15 protein-coding genes and 1 pseudogene are annotated in these 19056 nt (G+C 71.4%); 11 read left to right on the top strand and 5 right to left on the bottom strand.

Annotated elements, in window-relative coordinates; all coding sequences use genetic code 11:
• Positions 1-30: 30 nt before the first annotated feature.
• Positions 31-465 (top strand): VOC family protein, encoded by a 435-nt coding sequence (locus J7E96_RS11325; RefSeq protein ID WP_215130123.1) that lies wholly within the window; start codon positions 31-33, stop codon positions 463-465.
• A 46-nt stretch (positions 466-511) separates the two neighbouring features.
• Here J7E96_RS11325 and J7E96_RS11320 read toward each other — a convergent pair whose 3' ends face one another.
• Together J7E96_RS11320 and J7E96_RS11315 are read right to left on the bottom strand one after the other, a co-directional pair.
• Positions 512-736 (bottom strand): hypothetical protein, encoded by a 225-nt coding sequence (locus tag J7E96_RS11320; RefSeq protein ID WP_215130121.1) that lies wholly within the window; start codon positions 734-736, stop codon positions 512-514.
• A 23-nt stretch (positions 737-759) separates the two neighbouring features.
• A complete protein-coding gene (locus J7E96_RS11315; protein WP_308295909.1) occupies positions 760-1098 on the bottom strand; it encodes a trypco2 family protein in 339 nt (112 codons plus the stop codon).
• A 57-nt stretch (positions 1099-1155) separates the two neighbouring features.
• Here J7E96_RS11315 and J7E96_RS11310 point away from each other — a divergent pair, with 57 nt between their 5' ends.
• The 6 genes from J7E96_RS11310 (at position 1156) to J7E96_RS11285 (ending at position 9974) form a co-directional block, all read left to right on the top strand.
• Entirely contained in the window at positions 1156-2916 is a 1761-nt protein-coding gene (locus J7E96_RS11310; RefSeq protein WP_215130119.1) for a serine protease, read from the top strand.
• Positions 2913-5276, top strand: a complete 2364-nt coding sequence (locus J7E96_RS11305) for a serine/threonine-protein kinase (RefSeq protein WP_215130117.1) — start codon at positions 2913-2915, stop codon at positions 5274-5276. Before J7E96_RS11310 ends, J7E96_RS11305 begins: the two co-directional genes overlap by 4 nt.
• On the top strand, positions 5183-6649 hold the full coding sequence (locus J7E96_RS11300; protein WP_215130115.1) for a VWA domain-containing protein: 1467 nt from the start codon (positions 5183-5185) through the stop codon (positions 6647-6649). The genes J7E96_RS11305 and J7E96_RS11300 overlap by 94 nt, the downstream gene beginning before the upstream one ends.
• Positions 6646-7695, top strand: coding sequence for a hypothetical protein (locus J7E96_RS11295; RefSeq protein WP_215130113.1), 1050 nt, complete (start codon positions 6646-6648; stop codon positions 7693-7695). The genes J7E96_RS11300 and J7E96_RS11295 overlap by 4 nt, the downstream gene beginning before the upstream one ends.
• Positions 7692-8939 carry an extracellular solute-binding protein gene (locus tag J7E96_RS11290; protein ID WP_215130111.1) on the top strand — a complete coding sequence of 416 codons (1248 nt, stop codon included), beginning with the start codon at positions 7692-7694 and terminating at the stop codon, positions 8937-8939. Before J7E96_RS11295 ends, J7E96_RS11290 begins: the two co-directional genes overlap by 4 nt.
• Positions 8940-9047: 108 nt before the next feature.
• The gene (locus J7E96_RS11285) at positions 9048-9974 is read left to right on the top strand and encodes a hypothetical protein (protein ID WP_215130109.1); all 927 of its coding nucleotides are present in this window, start codon (positions 9048-9050) and stop codon (positions 9972-9974) included.
• Between the two features lie 91 nt (positions 9975-10065).
• Here the strand turns inward: J7E96_RS11285 and J7E96_RS11280 are convergent, their stop codons facing one another.
• Both J7E96_RS11280 and J7E96_RS11275 read right to left on the bottom strand, forming a co-directional pair.
• Positions 10066-11910, bottom strand: a complete 1845-nt coding sequence (locus tag J7E96_RS11280) for an MFS transporter (protein WP_215130108.1) — start codon at positions 11908-11910, stop codon at positions 10066-10068.
• Positions 11911-12069: 159 nt separating this feature from the next.
• The gene (locus J7E96_RS11275; RefSeq protein ID WP_215130107.1) at positions 12070-14625 is read right to left on the bottom strand and encodes a D-alanyl-D-alanine carboxypeptidase; all 2556 of its coding nucleotides are present in this window, start codon (positions 14623-14625) and stop codon (positions 12070-12072) included.
• Positions 14626-14832: 207 nt separating this feature from the next.
• On the opposite strand from J7E96_RS11275, the gene J7E96_RS11270 reads away from it, so the two are divergent.
• The 3 genes from J7E96_RS11270 (at position 14833) to J7E96_RS11260 (ending at position 17123) form a co-directional block, all read left to right on the top strand.
• The gene (locus J7E96_RS11270; protein ID WP_215130106.1) at positions 14833-15585 is read left to right on the top strand and encodes a GPP34 family phosphoprotein; all 753 of its coding nucleotides are present in this window, start codon (positions 14833-14835) and stop codon (positions 15583-15585) included.
• 284 nt (positions 15586-15869) lie between these two features.
• Positions 15870-16727, top strand: a complete 858-nt coding sequence (locus J7E96_RS11265) for a helix-turn-helix transcriptional regulator (RefSeq protein WP_215130105.1) — start codon at positions 15870-15872, stop codon at positions 16725-16727.
• A gap of 186 nt (positions 16728-16913) precedes the next feature.
• Entirely contained in the window at positions 16914-17123 is a 210-nt protein-coding gene (locus J7E96_RS11260) for a DUF397 domain-containing protein (protein ID WP_069928331.1), read from the top strand.
• 98 nt (positions 17124-17221) lie between these two features.
• On the opposite strand, the gene J7E96_RS11255 is transcribed toward J7E96_RS11260, so the two are convergent.
• Positions 17222-18070: a hypothetical protein gene (locus J7E96_RS11255; RefSeq protein ID WP_215130104.1), complete on the bottom strand. Its 849-nt coding sequence runs from the start codon at positions 18068-18070 to the stop codon at positions 17222-17224.
• A 103-nt stretch (positions 18071-18173) separates the two neighbouring features.
• Here J7E96_RS11255 and J7E96_RS11250 point away from each other — a divergent pair.
• Positions 18174-18956: pseudogene (locus tag J7E96_RS11250) on the top strand (SDR family oxidoreductase).
• The last annotated feature ends 100 nt before the right edge of the window (positions 18957-19056 follow it).

The raw sequence follows: 19056 nt of genomic DNA, 5'->3' as shown, positions 1-19056 counted from the left end.
GCAGTAGGGAAAGCGCGATAGCTTCGGGCCATGGAACAGCGCATCAGCTTGATCACCCTCGGTGTCGCCGACGTGAAGCGCGCCCGGGCGTTCTACGAGCGCCTGGGCTGGCACGGGCAGGAGGTCGAGGGGACCGTCTTCTTTCAGGCGGGTGGTCTCGCCGTGGTCCTCTGGGGGCGTGACAAGCTCGCCCTCGACTGCGGGATCGAGGACTCCCGTACGGGCGGCTTCGGCGGTATCGCCCTCGCGCACAACGTGCGGAGCCCGGCAGAGGTCGACGAACTCATCGCCACGGCTGAGCGGGCGGGAGCGACCGTCACCAAGCCCGCCGCCACGACCTTCTACGGCGGGTACGCCGGCGTCTTCACCGACCCCGACGGCCACCCCTGGGAGATCGCGCACAATCCGGGCTTCCGTCTCGCCGAAGACGGTTCGCTCTCCCTCCCTGACTTCGGGAGCCTTTAGCGCCGGCCGTCGGGAGTGTGAGGGGGCGGGTGCCGGCTGTTACGCGTTACAGGTGATCTTCATCTGGGCCGCCGCGTGGTACGCGCCGACCAGGTCCTCGTCCCCCCCGGTCGCGGCCCCGGTCGATGAGTTCGACCGCGAAACGGCCGCCCTGTACGTCGTAGTTGCCTACCTGCGCCAGGCTGCCCCGGTGGGCAGTCCGGCGGACGGCGAAGGCGGCGTACGACGCGTCCTCGTCCTCGGGGGCGGCCGGCGAGCAGGAAGCGCGCACGCCCCCGCGGCAACTCGGTTCGCTCAGTCGTCCTCTTCCAGTCCGTCGGCCGTTTCCCCGCCCACGTCGATCACGCCGCCGTCCCGGCCGCGCGGTTGCAGCTCCACCTGGATGCGGTGCGTCGTGTCGCTGGCCGTCGTACGGCCCACGTCCGCCGTGACCACCCCGATGCGCAGGCCGCCCTTGCCGCCCGTCTCGCGGCGGACCTGGACGGCGAATTCCAGGCTGACCTTCTCCACCCGGAAGCGCAGCCCGCTCGCCCTGCCCCGGCGCTGGGCCTCTTCCAGTTCGGCCCGTACCTGGCTGATCACGTCCGCCAGTTCCGCGCCCTGTGCCGCGTCGTCAGCGTTCAACTTGCTCACATCCCCCCGCTGCAGCGAAGGCCCCATTGTCACCCGCTGCGACTACGCTGGTACAGCATGGGGGCGCCGAAAAGTGAAACCAACTTCCGTACGGATCAAGAAACTTGGCGGGTACGGCTGCGCATGGCCGACGCGCGCGGCCAGGTGGTCGGAGCGGGCGTGCTGCTCGGCGACGGGCTCGTCCTGACCTGCGCGCATGTCATCCGGATACCCGGAACCGACGATCACCACCCTGCCGTGACGGTCGAGTTCCCGGGATCCGGCAGCGCCGACGCGTGCTCCCTGCGCGCCACCGTCGTACCGAAACACTGGGTCCCACGAGCCGACGACCACACCGGCGATCTCGCACTCCTCCAGCTCGACGGTCCACCGCCGGTCGACTCGCACGCCATCCTCCACCGGCTGCCGACCATCTGGAACCGTCGAGTCCACTTCGCCGGCTACCCCTCCCGCCTCACCGGCGGCAAGTGGGCCGAAGCGCTCATCAAGGGCCCCGGCGGCCCCGGCGACGAGTGGGTGCAGATCGATCCGGTCACGGAGGCCGACACCATCTTGGTGCGCTTCAGCGGCGCCGGCGTCGTCGACAACCGCACCGGCCGCGTCATCGGGATCGTCGTCAGCAAGCTCGACTCCCAGCGCGGGGGTGCGCACCACCGACACGGTTACATGATCCCGACCGGCACGATCGTCAAGCACCTCGACCTCGTGCGCGAGCGCTACGTGAGCGGCCGGCCACCCGTCCCGGCCACCCTCACCGCCAGTCCCGCCGAGCCGGAGGCCGACCCCGGCCCCGCGTCCGCCGGCCCCGCCTCCTCCCGCCCCGCCGCCGACCGCGGGTTCGCGCGCTGGCTCACCCGCTGGCTGGCGGGCGAGGACGACCTGGCCGACGTGGAGATCACCTTCGTACGGGACGAGGACCAGGACGCCGCCCTCGCCCTGCGCACCACCCTCACCCTCGCCGACCGCGAACGCTCCCCCCGCACCTCCATCACCACCTCCCGCCCCGACCACACCGGCACCTTCCCCCGCGCCGGCAGCCTCGACCTGGCCCTCGACGTCGGCGGCAAAACGCCCGCGCAGATCGCCGAGGAGATCGCCGAAGGCATGGCGCTCGACGGCCCCGGCCTGCTGCCCCTGCCCGCGCGCATCGCCGCCGACGCCCTGCCGCTGACCACCGTGGCCCGCGGCGTGGACGACGCCCTCCAGCCGCTGGAGACGGTCGGGCTGCTGCACACGCTCGTACGCCGAGGCGGGCGTCTCCTGCTCGTCTTCCGGCAGCTCGACTCGCCCGCCCTGCACCGTACGTACGAACTCCTCCTCGATCCGGCCACGCGCCCCCAGCGCTGGCTGGAGCGCATCGGCCGCCGCGTCGAAGCCCTCGCCCGTACGGAGGAACACGCCCGCGAGTTACGACGGCGGGCGGCGACCTGCGTCAGCCCGCTGCCGTCCGTCCCCCGGTACGCTCCCGACCTGGAGCTCAAGGCGGCCCGCCTCGAAGCCGATCCGCAGCAGGACACGACCGGCTTCCTCGTCAAGCTGTCGTACGTCGAAAGGACCGTGGAGACCGCCCTGCTGGAGGCGGAGACCGCCCACCGGACGCTGACCGCGCAGCTCGCCCGCCACCAGGACCTGCGCGGCCTCCTCGACGGTCACCAGGCCCGCCTCGCCGCCCACGGCATCACCGAGGCGGCGGCCTCCCTGCACCAGGAGGCGCAGCGGCTGCTGACCGGCGGGCCGTGCGAGCTGAGGGTGGCGGAGGCGGCGGTCGAGCGGTTCGTACAGGAGGCCCGCAAGGCGCTCGAAACGGGGCAGCAATGACGATGAAGTCGTGCCCGCACCCCGGCTGCACCGGGCAGGTCACCGAAACCGGCTTCTGCGATCTCACCGGCCTTCCCGTGGACGCCGAGGCGGCGGAGGCAGCGACGGAGGCACCCGCCCAGCAACGAGCCCCCGCCGGCCCTCAGTTCGTCCTCTCCCCCGCCGGTGACCGCCTCATGGACCTGCCCCACGTCGAGGTCCCCGACCCCACCCTCCTCGTCGAACCCGCCGCGGACCAGCCGTCCTCCCACGTCATGCGGTGCGGCAACCCCGACTGCACGGAGTACATCGGCGTCGTGACGTCCGAGGGGCGCTGCAGCTGCGGTACGCCGTACGCGCTCCAGCCCCAGCTGAGCGGCGACGACGTACTCGCCGACCAGTACCAGGTCGTCGGCCCCATCGCCCACGGCGGCCTCGGCTGGGTCTATCTCGCCGAGGACGCCCAGCTCTACAACCGGCCCGTAGCGCTCAAGGGCCTGCGCAACCCGCACAGTTCACTGGCCCGCGAGGTCGCGCTGCGCGAGCGCCGCCACCTCACCGACCTCAACCACAAGGACATCATCCGCGTCATCAACTACGCGACGCACCGCCCCACCGGCACCGACTACATCGTGATGGAGTTCGCGGGCGGCATGGCGCTGCACCAGATCGCGGAGCGGATCGCGCGCGACGAGGAGCCGTTCGCCGGGCCGCGCGTGCACGAGTTCATCGTCAGTTACGGGATCCGCATCCTCGACGCGCTCGGCTATCTGCACACGCACGAGCGCAAGGTGTACGGCGACATGAAGCCCGACAACGTCATGCACTGCGGCGACGGCATCAAGATCATCGATGTGGGCGGGGTACGGGAGTTCGGGGCTCCCGGACCGTACACCGACCACTACAAGGGCCCCGAGGTCGAGCGGGACGGCCGGGCGTACCCCCAGTCCGACCTCTACAGCGTCGGCGTGACCCTGCGCGAGCTGGCCGACTCCGCCCACCACCCGGCCCCCGGCCTCGGCGCCGAGTCCCTGCACCGCGCGCTCGCCCGCGCCACCGACGAGGAGCCGCGCAAACGGTTCGCCACGGCCGCCGAGATGTCGCTCCAGCTGCGCGGCGTCATCCGCGAACTGCGCTCCTTACGGCTCGGTACGGAGACCTTCGAGCCCTCCCGCCTCTTCGAACCGGCGTCGGCCGCACTCGACGGCGGTCTCGGCCAGGCCCCCACCCTCGACCGCTGGGCGTACGGCACGCACCGCCTCCCCCTGATCGCCGCACGGCCCTCCCCCGACGAGGTCGCGGCGGGCCTGCCCGTACCCAAGGCGGACCCCGACGACCCGCACGCGGCCTCCCTCGCCCGCATCTCGTACGACGCACCCGGCCTGCTGCAACTGCTCGCGGACTGGTCGCCGTCCCCGGAACTGCACCTGCTGCGCTGCCGCCTGCACCTGGGCCTGGCCCGCCGCGAATTCGCCCGCCGCAGCCATCGGCGTATCGACCACCACAAACGGGCGCGCGACGAACTCGGCCTCGCCACCCGCCTCATCGGCGCCATGGCCCCGCACGACTGGCGCCTGCGCTGGCACACCGGGCTGCTGCACCTCGAACACGACCGCATCGCCGAGGCCCGCGAGGAGTTCGACCTCGTCTACGACTCGCTCCCCGGCGAGTACGCCCCGAAGCTGGCCCTCGGTTACTGCCACGAACGGCTCGGCGAACCGGGCCGCGCCAGGGACTACTACGAGGCGGTGTGGCTCCGTAACCACTCCCTGGGCAGCGCGGCCTTCGGGCTCGCCCGCATCCATCTCGCCCGGGAGGAGCGGGAGAAGGCGCTGGACATCCTGGAGCACGTACCCAAGGACTCGCGGCACCGCACCGCCGCGCGGACCGCGATCGTACGCATCCTGGCGGGCCGGCGGCCCCCGGACGGCGCGCCGCCGCCCCTGGAGTCGATCGTCACCGCCCTCGCCCGGATCACGCAGTTGCAGGAGGAGGAGGGGCTGACGGACCGGCACGCGGTACTGCGGCTGGAGACGCACATCAGGGAGGTCGTCCTGGACTGGGTCTGCGGCGCGCCCGGCGGCCTGGACAGCGGGAGCAGGGCGCGGCGGCTGGCGCAACTGCGCGAGCGCGTCCAGGACGAGGACCTCACCGAGAACAGGCTGCGCAGACGCCTGGAGGAGGCGTACCGGGGCCTCTCCCAGCAGGCCGGCGACGTGCGGGCGCACGCGCTGCTCGACCTGGCGAACGGGATCCGGCCACTGCGCTGGACACACAAGGAGCACACATGGCTCAGGACGGCACAGAAGATGCGGCAGATGCGAGAGACCTGGAAGACGCCGCCCCCACAGGGGGCGCGGGAGCCGTCTTCCTCGAAGTGAGCCAGCAGCCGTACATCTCGGTGGAGCGCGGGGCCGAGGGCGGGACGCGCATGTGCGCCGTGGTGACCGTGACGGTGGACCTGGCAGCGGCTCGGGAAGGGGCGGCGGCTCCGGCACCCCTCTCCCGCGCGGAGGTACTGCTCCTCGACTGCTCCGCCTCCATGGGCTACCCGCGCGAGAAGCTGTGGGCCGCCCAGGACGCGGCGACGGAGGCGGTACGCGCGCTGCCCGACGGCACGTACTTCGCGATCGTCGCCGGACGCCACACGGCGGAGCTGGTCTACCCCACGGGCTCCGGCCCGTCGGCGACGACTCTGGTACGTGCCGACGCCACCACCCGCAAGGAAGCCGAGGACGCCATCGCCCGCCTCGTACCGAGCGGCGGCACGGCCATCGGCAGCTGGCTCGCCCTCGCCCGCGAGCTGTTCGGACCACGGCCCGCCGCCACCATCCGGCACGCGCTGCTGCTCAGCGACGGACGTAACGAACACGAGCAGCGCGCCGCCCTCGCGGCCGAAGTCACCGCCTGCCAGGGCTTGTTCACCTGTGACGCGCTGGGCATCGGCGAGGACTGGGACCCCGACGAGCTCCAGCTGGTCGCCGGCGGGCTCGACGGCAAGGCCGACGCCGTACGCGACCTGGACGCGCTGCCCGGCGAGTTCCGCGCCGTCACCGCCGAGTCGGTCGGCCGGCGCCTCACCGGCCTGCGCCTGCGCCTCACGCACCGCGCCGGCAGCGGCCCGCTGACCGTCCAGCAGGTCCACCCCACCCGCCGGGACCTGCTTCCCGACCGGGTGACGATCAGCGACCGGTGCCTGGAATTCCGTACGCCGCCGTGGGGCGACGAGACCCGCGAGTACCTGGTGTGCGTCGCCGCTTCCCGTACGCCGCAGGAGCCCGTCGACCGGGCGCTGTGGCTGGCCGACCTGAAGGTGGTCCGAGAGGTGCGGGACGAAGAAGAAAGCATCGCGCCGCAACTGCCACCCGCGCGCGCTCTCGTGGTCCACTGGACGCGCCATCGCGACCTCTACAGCACGTACGACCCCAAGGTGGAGCACTACGCCCATCACGACGCCCTCGTCCGCGGCCTCGAAGAGGGCCGCGCGGCCCAGCGCGCCGGCGATCCGGTACGGGCCCGCGCGGCCTGGGGCGAGGCCGTGCGCCGCGCCCACGCGATGGGCAACGAGCCCATGCTGCAACGCCTCGGCGACGTCGTACGGATCATCGACGCGGCGGCCGGCGAGGTGGAGATACGCCCGGACATCCGGCCGCTCGACATCAATTCGGCGATGGTGCTGCGCGCCCACAGCACGATGCTGCCGCCGCAGAAAAAGCGCACGCAGCACAAGCCGCAGGACCCCGAGTGCCGATGACGACGTATCTGCCACGCCGGTTCTGGCGTTCAGCCACCGGAGCTGACGGCGTCAGCACCGTCCACTACCTGCGCCGCCAGCTCACGTGGCTGCTCGCGCTGACCGCCGTCGGCGGCGCCGCGCTGTTCGGCGCGTACGAAGAAGTCCACAGCGACTCCGTGTCGATCCGCGACCGCACCGGCCCCGCCGTCGTCGAACTGGCCAGGGCCAACACCTCCCTCCAGGAGGCCCACATCACCGCACGCGAGCACCTGGACTACCGGGCCCGCAACCACAGGTGGCCGGACATCCTGGCGCGCGGCGAGGAGTACCGGACCAAGGTCGCCGAGGCGAAGAGCAGCCTCGCCCGGGCCGCCGCCACAGGCGCCCTGAACCGCGAGGACCAGCAGACCCTGCGCATCGCGTCCGGGCTCGTCGACAGCTACGCCCTGCGCATCGACGGGGCGTGGACCCAGTCGAAGCAGCCGAAGCTGAGCCACGCCAACCTCGCGTACGCGGAGCGCATGATGTACGCCCGCAAGTCCGGCATCCTCGACCGGATCGCCTCGCTCCAGGCCCGGCAGGGCGCGGCGCTGGACCGCCAGGAGGACTGGGGAGCCGCGCCGCTGCTGGCCTGGCCGGTGGCGGTCACGGCGTGTGTGCTGCTCGGCGTGCGGCTGGTGGGCACCCAGGTGTTCCTGCGGCAGCGCGTCCGGCTGCGGCTGAGCATTCCGCTGGCGGCGGTGACGCTGCTGCTGGCGGCCGTTCCGGTGCTCGCGTTCGGGACGTGGCAGGCACACGCGAGCCAGACGCTCGTACAGCACGCGGCCGACGGGCTGACACCGGCGGCCGGCTCTTCCGGCACACCGCTGGGGGCCGCCGCCGTCGCCGACGCCGAGACCGGCATGGACAAGGCCGTACGGGAGGGGAACACCGAGGTCTGGTCACGGGGCACGGTGTTCATTCCGCTCGGGGCCGTGCTGATGGCAGGGGTCATCCTGTGGACGCTCCAGTCGCTGCTCGTCGAGTACGCCGTGCCCCGCCGCCGCACGGGAGGCCACCGATGACCCGCCCCCTGCGGTCCCTGCGGCTGCTCATGGCTCTCTGCCTCTTCACCGGGCTCGCCCTGACCTCGGCCGCCTGCGCCAAGGAGCCGCCGCCCACCGTGAGCGTGCTCGGCCCCTGGACCGGCGACGAGGCGGAGAGCTTCGAGACGGTGCTGGAGCAGTTCACGGGGAAGTACGGGATCGAGGTCGACTACCAGGGCACGACGTCGTTGCGCGAGACGCTCCTCGCGCAGATGCAGGCCGGATCACCGCCCGACATCGCCGTACTGAACAGCCTCGGCGAGCTCACCGAGTACGCGCACAACCGGGTGCTCGTACCGCTTCCCGAGCAGGTCCGCGAGCGCTCCCCGGAACCGTGGGCTCCCGAACTCATCATCCGGGGCCGCAAGAACACGTACTGGACGCCCATAAAGGTCGACCTCAAGAGCGTCGTCTGGCACTATCCGGGCCGCCCCGCCCAGCAGGGCGCCTGGTGCATCGGCGTGGGCTCCGGCGCGACGACGGGGTGGCCGGGCAGCGACTGGATCGAGGACATCCTGCTCCAGAAATCGGGCCCGGCGGTGTACGAACAGTGGGCGACCGGCGAACTGGCCTGGGGCAGCGGGGAAGTCCGCGAGGCGTGGAAGACGTGGGGCCGGCTGATCGGGTCGCGGGCCGACGCCGCCCTGCGCAGCGACTTCGAGGGCAACGACGGCAAGGGGCTGCTGAAGCGGACCGGTGGCGGGTGCGGGCGCGAGCACCAGGGCAGTTTCGTCCGGCGGCTGTACGGCAAGGACATCGCGTACGCCCCGACCACGAAGGCCGTCGCGGAGCTCGACAACAACCGGGGCGCGTACGAGGTGGCCGGTGACATGGCGGCGATGTTCAGGGACACCGCGGGCGCACGGGCCCTCATCACCTTCCTCACCGGCGACGAAGCGCGGGCCACCTGGGCGCGGGCGGTGCCGGAAAGGAACCGGCCGTTCTTCCCCGTCTCCGTCGGCTCGTACGGCGACGCCTGGGCGAACCGGGCGGTGAACGAGACGCTGACGGGGGCGCGGCGGCTGTGCGCGGACGCGTCGGACGTGATGCCGGCGGGTGTGCGGGGCGCGTTCTACCGTGCGGTGCTGGAGTTCCTGGCGGCGCCGGAGGACGAGGAGCTCCTGACGGGCCTGCTGCGGCAGCTCGACGACGAGACGGCCCGCCACCGCGAACTGGGCACGCCCCGGGTCCCGTCGGTGTGCGCGGCGCCGCCGGGCGGGTAGGGCGTGCTGAGCGGTCAACCAGCCCCTGAACAACCGTGCCACCTGCCATAGGATCCCGCAGGACGTCGGACGCTCATTCGATCCGACGACAAACTGGGGGGAACTTCAATGTCCTACGACAGACTGAGCCGCCGTGGCTTGCTGACAGCCACCGCCGGCGCCGGCGCCGCGCTGGTCACCGGCTCGACCGTGGGAACCGCCTCTGCCGCTGAGGTGCCGCCGCCGAGCCCGTACCAAATCAAGCTTCCGCACCAGATCGAGGCCGAGGCGCTGATCGACTATCTGCGGATGCGTCCGTGGAGCGACGGCGCCAACCGCTACAAGACCGCTGGGGAATTCCCCGACGAAAACTCCGCGGTGGTCTGGGGCACGCCCGGACACCCGGAACAGTTCTCCTCGTTCGCACAGTGCTCGTCGTTCATCACCTTGGTCCTGCAACGCGCCTACGGCACCGGAACGGCGTACGGATGGGCAACCAGGGAATACTTCAGCCAGTACTTCAACACCGAGGCCGGCAGGTTTTACCCGACGGCCGAAAAATTTCGTGAGGGCTTCGCGAACGCTGCGAACATCCCCCATTTCACGGCGGTCACCAAGCCGGTCAACCTCCGCCCCGGAGACCTCGTCGCCCTGGACTACGACCCGGCGGGCACCAGCGAGCCGTACACCGGACACATCGTGATGATCCGGGAACGCAAGGGGACATGGAGCTCGCCGGTGGACAGCCAGGTCGGCACCGATGTCGTCCCCTACGTCTTCGACATCATCGACTGCACCAGCAACCCGCACGGCAACCCCGCCGCCTCCGAAACCGCCGAGGCCACCTACCGCGGCTTCCCCGACACCCGCATCCAGGAGACTCCCGGCGGAACCCCCGAATGGACCGAGCACAACGGCGCCGGCTACGGCCACATGGTGTTCTACGCGGACGCCACCACGAAGCTCTTCTCCGGCTACCGCTGGGGCGTTAATTCCTCCACCGCCCACAAGGTGGACGCACGCCCGATCGCCGCAGCCCGCGTCTACCTCGGCTGACTCCGGCCGATACGGCACACCGTGGTCGGCGCGGCTGAGGAGACGAGTGCCAGCGGTCCCGGTCGACCGTTGTCCGGGCCCGCTCCCGCACTCAGCGGCGCAGTTCCTCCGGGCAGGCCGTGCCCCGCGTCAGCCCGTACGGCGCCGCCACCCGGTACACCCCGGGGGCGGGCGCGAGCAGTTGTGTCCACTCGTCGCCCGCCGCGTCCTCCTCCGCCTTTATCAGGCAGCCGTTCGGGTTGGTGAACGTCCGGTCCGCCGGGCCCTCCCGCCGCTTCGACTCCGGCGTCTCGCTGGGCGGTTCGACCCGCTCCCCCTCGGCGTCGACCAGGCCCAGCCACGGCGAGTACGGGATGCGGATCAGCACCCGGCCCGCGCTCTTCACCCGGATCGTCAGCTCGCCCGCGCCCGCGCGGTCCACCGTCGCGGGTGGGTCGGCCAGCGGCGTCGGGTCGTCGACGCGGAAGAGCTGCCAGTTGGCGTCGCTCCAGACCGGCTTGAGGTACGGCTGGCCGGCGCGTACGAGGTCCGATTCCTCGATCGCGCCGCCGGCCGAGTCCGGGGCGCCCTTGGGCAGCACGACGTAGTGCACGGCCCAGCGGTCCAGCCACTCCCGGTACGTGTCGCTGTGCAGCGTGTCGTCGTAGAAGAGCGGGTTGCGCTCCATGTCGGCCTGCCGGTTCCAGCCGCGCGCGAGATTGACGTACGGAGCGAGCGCCGACGCCTCGCGGTGGCTGCTGGCCGGGACGACCTCGACCCGCCCCTTCTCCGCGCCGACCTCCTGCAACTGGTTGACCAGCGGCGCCAGCTCACGCGCCCAGGACGCCGTCGGCGCGGTACGTATGACGTCGTCGACGGTCTTGATGCCGACCCAGGCGTTGAAGCCGACGGAGGCGACCACGATGGCGTACCACTTGAGCGTCCTGGGCGCGGCGAACGGCAGCGCGGCCAGCAGCACGACACCCGCGAACACCATCGCCAGCCGGGAGACGTTGCTGCCGATCTGAGAGTCGATCAGCCAGGTCAGCAGCACGCCGGCGGCGTAGACGGCGGCTCCCGTGCGGACCGTCTTCCAGTCGCTCGGTACGAGCACGAGCACCAGGACGGCGAACAGCCACGGCAGCGAGGCCGTCGCCAGCGACATCGGCTGCGTACCGGAGAACGGGAACACCCAGGAGGACAGGGCGACGACGACGACCGGCGCCACGCCGAGCGCGTACGCTCCGGGGCGGCGCTTGTTGAGGAACAGCGCGGCCGCGACGACACCGAGGAACAGGCCGGCGACCGGGCTGCTCGCGGTGGCGAGCCCGGCCAGCGGCGCGGCGACCGCCGCCTTCGCCCACCGGTTGGCGGCCCAGCGGCGCGGCCAGCAGAACACCGCGGCCACCGCGCCGAGCGCGAACATCATGCCGAGGCCGAAGGTGACGCGCCCGGACAGGGCGTTGCAGAGGAAGGCGAAGACCCCGGCGAGGGAACACCACAGGGGATTGCGGACCGCCTTGACGCGGACCAGGATCAGCGCGGTGAGGGTGGCCGACACGGTGCCGACGATCATCATCGTCGTACGGACACCGAGGACGGACATCAGATACGGCGAGACGACGCTGTACGACACCGGGTGCATCCCGCCGTACCAGGCGAGGTTGTACGCCGAATCGGGGTGGCGGCCGACGAACTCGGCCCAGGCGTCCTGCGCCGCGAGGTCGCCGCCGCTGTTTGCGAAGCAGAAGAACCAGACGATGTGCGCCAGTGCCGCTGCGGCCGTCGTGATGGTGACGGGGTGCCGGAGGAAGCGGCGGGGGCGGTCGTCGGGCAGGGCCGCGGGGGGCGTCGGCGCGGACACCCGCACACGCGCCGCCGGACCGGGCCGCTGGGGCCGCTGGGGCCGCTCGGTACGGTCCCCGCACTCGGCGCGCGTGGGCTCAGCGGTGGTCATTACAACTCTCCCCGTTTCTCCCCGGGTACCAACAACCCCCCGACACGCATGAGGACGCCGTCCCCGCGTCCCAAGTTGCCCGGACGCTAACACGCGGCGCCCGTAGTGCTGCCGCCGGTTCCCGCGTCCGGCGGCAGCACTCCGCTCATCGGCCCAACGTCAGCCGACGCGGGTCAGCCTGTCGCCGAAGCCCGGCTCGACCACGTCCTTCTGGAGCGCGACCGGCGCCTTGACCTGACCGGGTCCGGAGCCGACCGTCACCTGACCGACCTCGTCACCCGCCTTCGCGGCGTGCGGCAGCGGCTTGCCCGCGTCGGAGATCGCCAGCTCCACCTTCAGGCCCGGCCAGCCGACCGCCTTCAGGTCCTTCGTCGCCACGACCGGCGTCTGCCCGCCGAGGCCGTCGTCGACGTAACCGACGACCTGCCCCTTCTTCACGACGGTCGCCGACGTGACGTCCCGCTGGGCGGCCTGGATCAGCTTGAGGCTCCTGGTGATCGCGAGCTGCAGCTTGGAGTCGGGCGTGGTCGCGTCCTGCTGGCCCATCACCGCACCGACGATCCGGCGCTCCTTGCCGTCGATGACCGTGTCGGCGGTCCACAGCAGGTTGCCGCCGGCGGGGGTGGAGGAGCCGGTCTTGATGCCGCTCACGCCGGGCTGCAGCAGGATGTTGTTGTTGTTGTAGATCTTGCCCTCGATGCCCGGGATCTCGGCCTGGGGCATGTTGACGATCTCGCGGAACACGTCGTTCTCCATGACCGCCTTGGCCAGCTTCAGCTGGTCGACCGCGGTGCTCACCGTGGAGGCCTCAAGGCCGCTCGGGTCGGTGTACGTCGTGTTCTTCATGCCGAGGTCCTTGGCGGCGTCGTTCATCTTCGTGACGAACTCGTCCTGGGACTTGGCTCCCCAGCGGGCCAGCAGCCGCGCCGCGTTGTTGCCCGACGGGATCATCAGCAGCTGGAGCATCTGCCGCTCGGTGAACTGCTGCCCCTCCCTGATCGCGGCGGTCGACTCGTCGGGGAGCTTGGACTCCCTCTCGGCCTGTTCGTCGACCGTGATCTTCGGGCCGGTCTCGTCGCCCTTGAGCGGGTGCTCCTTGAGGATCACGTACGCCGTCATCGCCTTGGCGACACTCGCGATCGGCGAGGGCTTCTGCTCCCCGTGCGTACCGATGCTGCCGACACCCTGCACCTCGACGGCCGACTGGCCGCCCTCGGGCCACGGCATGCTGATCGCGTCACCTTCGAAGGTGTACGTCGGCTTCGCCGTCAGCGCGAGCGTGGGCGAGGGAAGCGGGCGCAGGAACTGTGCGACCGCGAAGACGATCAGCAGCAGCAGAACCAGCGGCGTCCAGATCTTGACCCGCCGAACGGCGGTCCTGACCGGGGTCTCGGGCGGCGGCGGGGTGTTCGTCAGCTCGGCGAGCAGGTCGAGCGGCGGCCTGGGCGGCAGCGGCTGCTGCCGCGTACGTTCCGCCTCCGGCACGGGGGCGGACGCGGGAGCCGGCCCGGACGGCGCGGGGCCGGCCGGGGGCGCGGCGGGGGCACGGCTGGGCCTGGCGGCCGGCGGCCGTACGTCGTCCCGCTTCAGCGGAACGAACTGGCTGGTGCGCTCGGCGGCGGACTCGGTGGTCCCGGGCTTGCCCACCGCCTTCAGCGCGGTGGTCGGCTGATCAACGGCCTGCCGCGGCCGCACAGCCTTGAACACAGCAGTGGCCTGGTCAACCCCACGCCCCGCGCCGGGGCCGTCTCCCGGCGACTCGTCGCCACCGGCCGGCGTTGCGGCGGCCGTGGGAGTGTCTTCGCCCCCATCGGACGCATCCACCGATGCCTCGCCACCCGCCCGACCGCCTTCGCGGAGGGCGCGAGCGGTCTCGCCCGAAGCATTCGCGTTCGCATTCGCGTTCACGTCGGCCGCAGCCGACTCACGCGGGCCGCCCTGCGCCTCGGCGGCGACAGCCGCCGGTCCAACGTCACGCCCCGTCCAGGAGCCGCCCGCGCCAGGCTGCGACCCAGCCGCCCGACCCGTACCCGACGCGTCCGCGTCAGCCCGCGTCGAGGCTTCCGCCTCGGCCGCCGACGGCTCATCTCCGTCGGCCTTGGCCGCCCGGCCCGCTCCGGGGGCATCCGCGTCCACCTCGGGCTGCCGTGCAGCCGCGGCGTCACCGTCCGACGTCGCCTCACCGCCGGCCTCGTCGTTGGCGGGCGCGGCCGCCCGGTCCGCGTCCGCCGACAGCGCCGCCGCAGCCTCGCCCGCCGGCGGCTCGTCGCCGTCCGTAGCGGCCGAACTCGACGCCTCGGCGGCATCGGCCGCCCGGCTGCCCTCGCGGCCCGCCGTGGACGCGTCAGCGGCGTCGGTCCGGTCCTCCGCAGCCGCGGCCTCCGCGTCGGCCGGCGTTTCCGCGGTGGCGACCCACGCCGCCACCGCGGCCCGCAGGCGCGCATCGCGCTCGGGGGTCTCGGCCGCCTCGGGAGTCTCGGGGATCTCGGCCGTCTCGGGAGTCTCGGCCGCCTCCGGGGTCTCTGAGGCCGGGGGAGACTGCTCCGGGGGCGGCATCTTGAAGACTGCCGTCGGCTGATCCACGCGGCCGCGGTCCTCCGGCTCCGGCCTCTCGGCCGACTCCCGGAAAACGGCGAGCCGCGGATCGCGTTCGCCCGGAGCCGTCTCCCCCGACGACTTCCGCTGCTCCGACTTGTCGGGGGACTCGCCCGCCACCGATGCCTCCTTCATACGCGCCCGCGCATACGTCCGCTGTCCGCGGTCCGATGTCCGAACCGTGTACCAGTGTCCTGTCTGAGACCCCGGCCTCTTCGCTAGACGAGAACGACATACCTGCCGGTTCCCGTACGAAGCACCCAGGCGCTCTCGACAGATGAATGTGAGAGGGGTCACCCTGTCATTCATCCACGCGGGGAGGCATGGATGGGCAGGAGCCGCAGAACACTTCCGGAGGAGCTTCTACTGCTCGCTCTGGACCCGGCAACGGGTACCACAGCGCAGCCGCAGTCGCTCGACCTCGGCCTGGCCGGGGCACAGCTAGTAGAGCTGGCTCTGGCAGGACGGATAGCCCCAGACGGGGATCGTATCGCCGTGGTGATGGCACGGCCGACAGGAGATCCGACATTGGACTCCGCACTGGAACTGCTGCGCAGGCGCGGCAGCCCGGTTCGGGCGGTCCACTGGATCGGCGGACCCCGACTGGGGCTCCGCCAGACGTATCTCTCGCATCTGGAACGGTGCGGCATGGTGCATGCCGTGGCGGGACAGATGTGCGGAGTGCTGCCGACGACTCGCTACCAAGCGACGGAATCGGTGATTTGCCGGGAAATCAGGTCCCGGCTGGACAGTGCGATCCGCACCGGCGTACCGCCGGACCCGCGGACCGCGGCGCTGGCCGCGCTCGCTCACGCAGTGGGTCTCGGCAAGCATCTCTACCCCGGCAACGAGGGGCGCTCATCACGCTCCCGTCTCCGGGATCTGATCAGGCACGACCCCATGGGCGGACTCGTGGCGCACGCCGTGATGGACGTTCAGAACGGTGTGGCCGCACAGCCGCGCCGAGGACCCGCACCGGGTGGCCGACCGCAGTCGGCCGTACCGATGCAATCGCAACCGCAACTGCAATCGCAAGCACAGTCACGCCGCGACGGCATGGCGCGCCTCGCAGCGCACTGAGCCGGGCCGCAGCCCGAAGAGCAGCACCCGAGCACCACCCGTAGGACCAACGCCGCACCGACGTCCCCAAGACCCGGTTCGGGAGCCGCACCGAAGCGCGCGGGGTAGTGGAACGGCCGTCCAGGACATCCGGGACAGGACCGGACCGCCACCCCGCGCGCTTGCGTCGGCACCGTGTGTGGCCATTTCCCAGCGCGGACATGACCATTGGTGGCAGTCTGCTGAGCAGTAGAGCGTGCTGGCAGTACATAGGCACAACGCACTCAGCCGGAGGTGCAGTTCCCGTGGCGTCCAACGTCAACCCAACCGTCAGGCGACGCCGACTCGGCCAAGAGCTCCGCCGGCTCCGCGAGCTCAAGGGCATGACGGCCGAAGAGGTGGCGGAGCGCCTGCTCGTCTCCCAGTCGAAGATCAGCCGCCTGGAGAACGGCCGCCGCTCCATCAGCCAGCGCGACGTACGCGACCTGTGCGGTGTGTACGACGTCGAGGACCACCGCATCGTCGACTCCCTGATGCAGATGGCCAAGGATTCCCGCCAGCAGGGCTGGTGGCACGCCTTCGGCGACATCCCGTACAGCGTCTACATCGGCCTGGAGACCGACGCCGCCTCACTGCGCGTGTACGACCCGCAGATCGTCCCCGGCCTCCTCCAGACCCCGCGGTACGCCGAGGCGCTCATCACCGGCGCGCTGCCCGAGACGGCGGTGACCGACGTGGAGAAACGGGTCAACGTCAGACTGCGCCGACAGGAACGCATCCTCACGGCCGAGCAGCCGCTGCGCCTGTGGGCCGTCATCGACGAGGCCGCGCTGCGCCGCGTCGTCGGCGACAAGCAGCTCATGCGCGAGCAGCTGGAGCATCTGGTGGAGCAGTCGCAGCTGCCCCATGTGACGGTCCAGATACTCCCCTTCGACATGGGCGCGCATCCCGGCATCAGCGGCCATTACGCGATCCTCGAGTTCCCGGACGCGGCCGATTCCAGCGTGGTCTACATCGAGGGCGTCACGAGCGACCTCTACCTGGAGAAGGCCAACGACGTACAGAAGTACAGCGTGATGTACGAGCATCTGCGCGCCCAGGCGCTGAATGTCGAAGCGTCGCGGCAGTTCATCGCGGACATCGCGAAGGAATACGCGCGCTGAAGCAGCGCCTCCGCCGAGGAAACCGGAACGGTACACCGTGGCCGCCCCGCAGCGGAAGGCTTACATGGAATATGCCATCCGGTCGGGTGAACGCCCCCCTCACGCCGCCAAGTTCGCGAGTAGCGTCGCTCCCGCCAGCACAAAACGTTGGCGTCTCCCTCCACGACCAGCAAAATCGGAGCGAACATGGCAATCCATCAGGGCGCTACGGACACCTGGACGAAGTCCTCGTACTCCGGAGGTAACGGCGCATGCGTAGAGGTCAAGTCCCCGGTCACACACGCCGTCGCGGTGCGGGACTCGAAGGCGCCCGAGGGCCCTTCGATCACCTTCGCTCCCGGTTCCTGGAGCGCATTCGTGGGCGGGGTCGGCCAGGGGACTTTCGACCTCGGCTGACAGGTCCGCGCTGAGCAGCCCGAGTTACGGCAGAGAGCCCTCTCGACCGGTCCGCCGTCCTGGCCGAGGGGGCTCTGGCGTACCCGCCCCGCATACGCTCAGCGCAGTTCGTTCACGTACCGGTCCGTTCCCGGGACCGTCGGGATGAACGGCGCCACCAGTTCCACCCGCCCCAGCCCCGAAGCGGCCACCTCCCCGTCCAGCCCGCCGAACCGCTCCTCCCACGCCTCGCGCGGGTCGGCCTCGAGGAACCACAGCAGCGTCAGCCGGGTGTCGACCCCCTCGACCTGCTTCACGTAACTCATCCGGTCGCCCGGCAACGGCGTCGGCCGGAAGGCGGTGACCATGGCCGCCGAGGAGCCGGTACCCGCCAGCCGCTCCGGCAGGTGCCTGTCCCGCAGCCACTCCAGCAGCTCTGCCCGACGCTCGGGGCTCTCGGCGTCGACGACCTCCAGCACCAGCCCCTGGTACGGATGGTCGAGCGCATGGAAGTCGCGTGGCCCGGCGACCCCGTCGCGGTAGACGGTCGCCTCGTGGTCCTGGAAGGCCGTGAAGACGTGCGTACGGTCCTGGTGGACGCGCCCGTCGCGGTTGAGCCGCTTGTTGATGCCGACGGTCCACTTCATGTGCTCGTCGTAGCGGCCCTCCGTCACCCAGTACGTCGAGAGGTAGCAGCCCGCGGTGACGGGCTGCGCGACGGCGGACTTCTCCGGGTAGCGCAGGAGCTGAAGGTCGCGGGTGGCGACCCAGCGGCGTCCGGCGTACATCCAGGGCATGGCCATCGCGCCGGCGATGTAGTGATCGTCCTCGTACCAGCGGTTGTACGCGTGCTCGTGGCCCTCGTGCGGCTCGGCCATGGTGATCAGTGCGTGTCCGGGCCGCACGCCGTAGGGCCCCACGCCCGCCAGTTCCGCGTACACCTCACTGCGTGTGTCGTCATCATCCATGGCGTGCCTGTCCCTTCCTTCCGACGCCGGGCGGACCTACTCTGACGCCTCGTCAGATGGATGGCCAGAGCGTGGAGGCGACCGAATGCCGATGCCGATGCCGATGCCGCTTCAGGGGAAGACCGTCGTCGTGTCGGGTGTCGGCGCCGGGCTCGGGCACCGGATCGCCGCGGCCGCCGTACGGGACGGCGGCAATGCCGTCCTCGGCGCCCGCACCGAGGCGAATCTGGTCAAGTGCGCCTCCGAGATCGATCCGGACGGCCGGCACACGGCCCATCTCGCCACGGACATCACCCACGAAGAGCAGTGCGAGGCATTGGCCGCGCTCGCCGTCGCGCGCTTCGGGCGCATCGACGCGGTGGTCCATGTCGCCGCCCTGGACAGCTACTTCGGGGGCGTCGAGAGCGCGGACTTCGCCACCTGGCAGAGCGTTCTCGACGTAAACCTGCTGGGGACGCTGCGGATGACGCGGGCCTGCCTGCCGGCGCTGAAGGAGCGGGGCGGCTCGGTCGTCATCATCGGTACGTAGTCGGCGATCGCCGCACCGTCGCAAGTCGAGCAGGCGGCCTACGCGGCCTCCAAGGGGGCGCTCACCTCGGCGATGTACTCGATGGCGCGCGAACTCGGGCCGTACCGGATCAGGGTCAACACCGTGCTGCCCGGATGGATGTGGGGCCCGCCGGTCCAGGCGTACGTCCGGTTCACGGCGCACAGCGAGGGCGTGCCGGAGCCGGAGGTGCTGGGCCGGCTGACGGAGCGCGTGGCGCTGCCCGAACTGGCCACGGACGGCGACGTGGCGGAGGCCGTGACCTTCCTGGCCTCCGACCGGGCCCGCGCGATCACGGGCCAGTCGCTGCTGGTCAACGCGGGTGAGCTGATGCGGTAGTCGCGTAGTCGCTGCCCTGCTTCCTCCCTCTTTCCGACCGCACGGGACCCGCGTCCCGTGCGGTCGCCTCCGCGTGTACGGCGCCTGACGAAGCGTCCGC

Origin of the sequence: Streptomyces sp. ISL-96 (genome assembly GCF_018614035.1) — a bacterium.
Lineage (GTDB): Bacteria > Actinomycetota > Actinomycetes > Streptomycetales > Streptomycetaceae > Streptomyces.
Note: the sequence above shows the minus strand (reverse complement) of the source record. Positions and strands in the feature narration are given on the sequence as shown.

Bases quoted from the DNA above. Each gene is read 5' to 3' on its own strand.
- J7E96_RS11325 (WP_215130123.1), top strand. From the start codon at position 31: ATGGAACAGCGCATCAGCTTGATCACCCTCGGTGTCGCCGACGTGAAG.
- J7E96_RS11310 (WP_215130119.1), top strand. From the start codon at position 1,156: ATGGGGGCGCCGAAAAGTGAAACCAACTTCCGTACGGATCAAGAAACT.
- J7E96_RS11305 (WP_215130117.1), top strand. From the start codon at position 2,913: ATGACGATGAAGTCGTGCCCGCACCCCGGCTGCACCGGGCAGGTCACC.
- J7E96_RS11300 (WP_215130115.1), top strand. From the start codon at position 5,183: ATGGCTCAGGACGGCACAGAAGATGCGGCAGATGCGAGAGACCTGGAA.
- J7E96_RS11295 (WP_215130113.1), top strand. From the start codon at position 6,646: ATGACGACGTATCTGCCACGCCGGTTCTGGCGTTCAGCCACCGGAGCT.
- J7E96_RS11290 (WP_215130111.1), top strand. From the start codon at position 7,692: ATGACCCGCCCCCTGCGGTCCCTGCGGCTGCTCATGGCTCTCTGCCTC.
- J7E96_RS11285 (WP_215130109.1), top strand. From the start codon at position 9,048: ATGTCCTACGACAGACTGAGCCGCCGTGGCTTGCTGACAGCCACCGCC.
- J7E96_RS11280 (WP_215130108.1), bottom strand. From the start codon at position 11,910: ATGACCACCGCTGAGCCCACGCGCGCCGAGTGCGGGGACCGTACCGAG.
- J7E96_RS11270 (WP_215130106.1), top strand. From the start codon at position 14,833: ATGGGCAGGAGCCGCAGAACACTTCCGGAGGAGCTTCTACTGCTCGCT.
- J7E96_RS11260 (WP_069928331.1), top strand. From the start codon at position 16,914: ATGGCAATCCATCAGGGCGCTACGGACACCTGGACGAAGTCCTCGTAC.
- J7E96_RS11255 (WP_215130104.1), bottom strand. From the start codon at position 18,070: ATGGATGATGACGACACACGCAGTGAGGTGTACGCGGAACTGGCGGGC.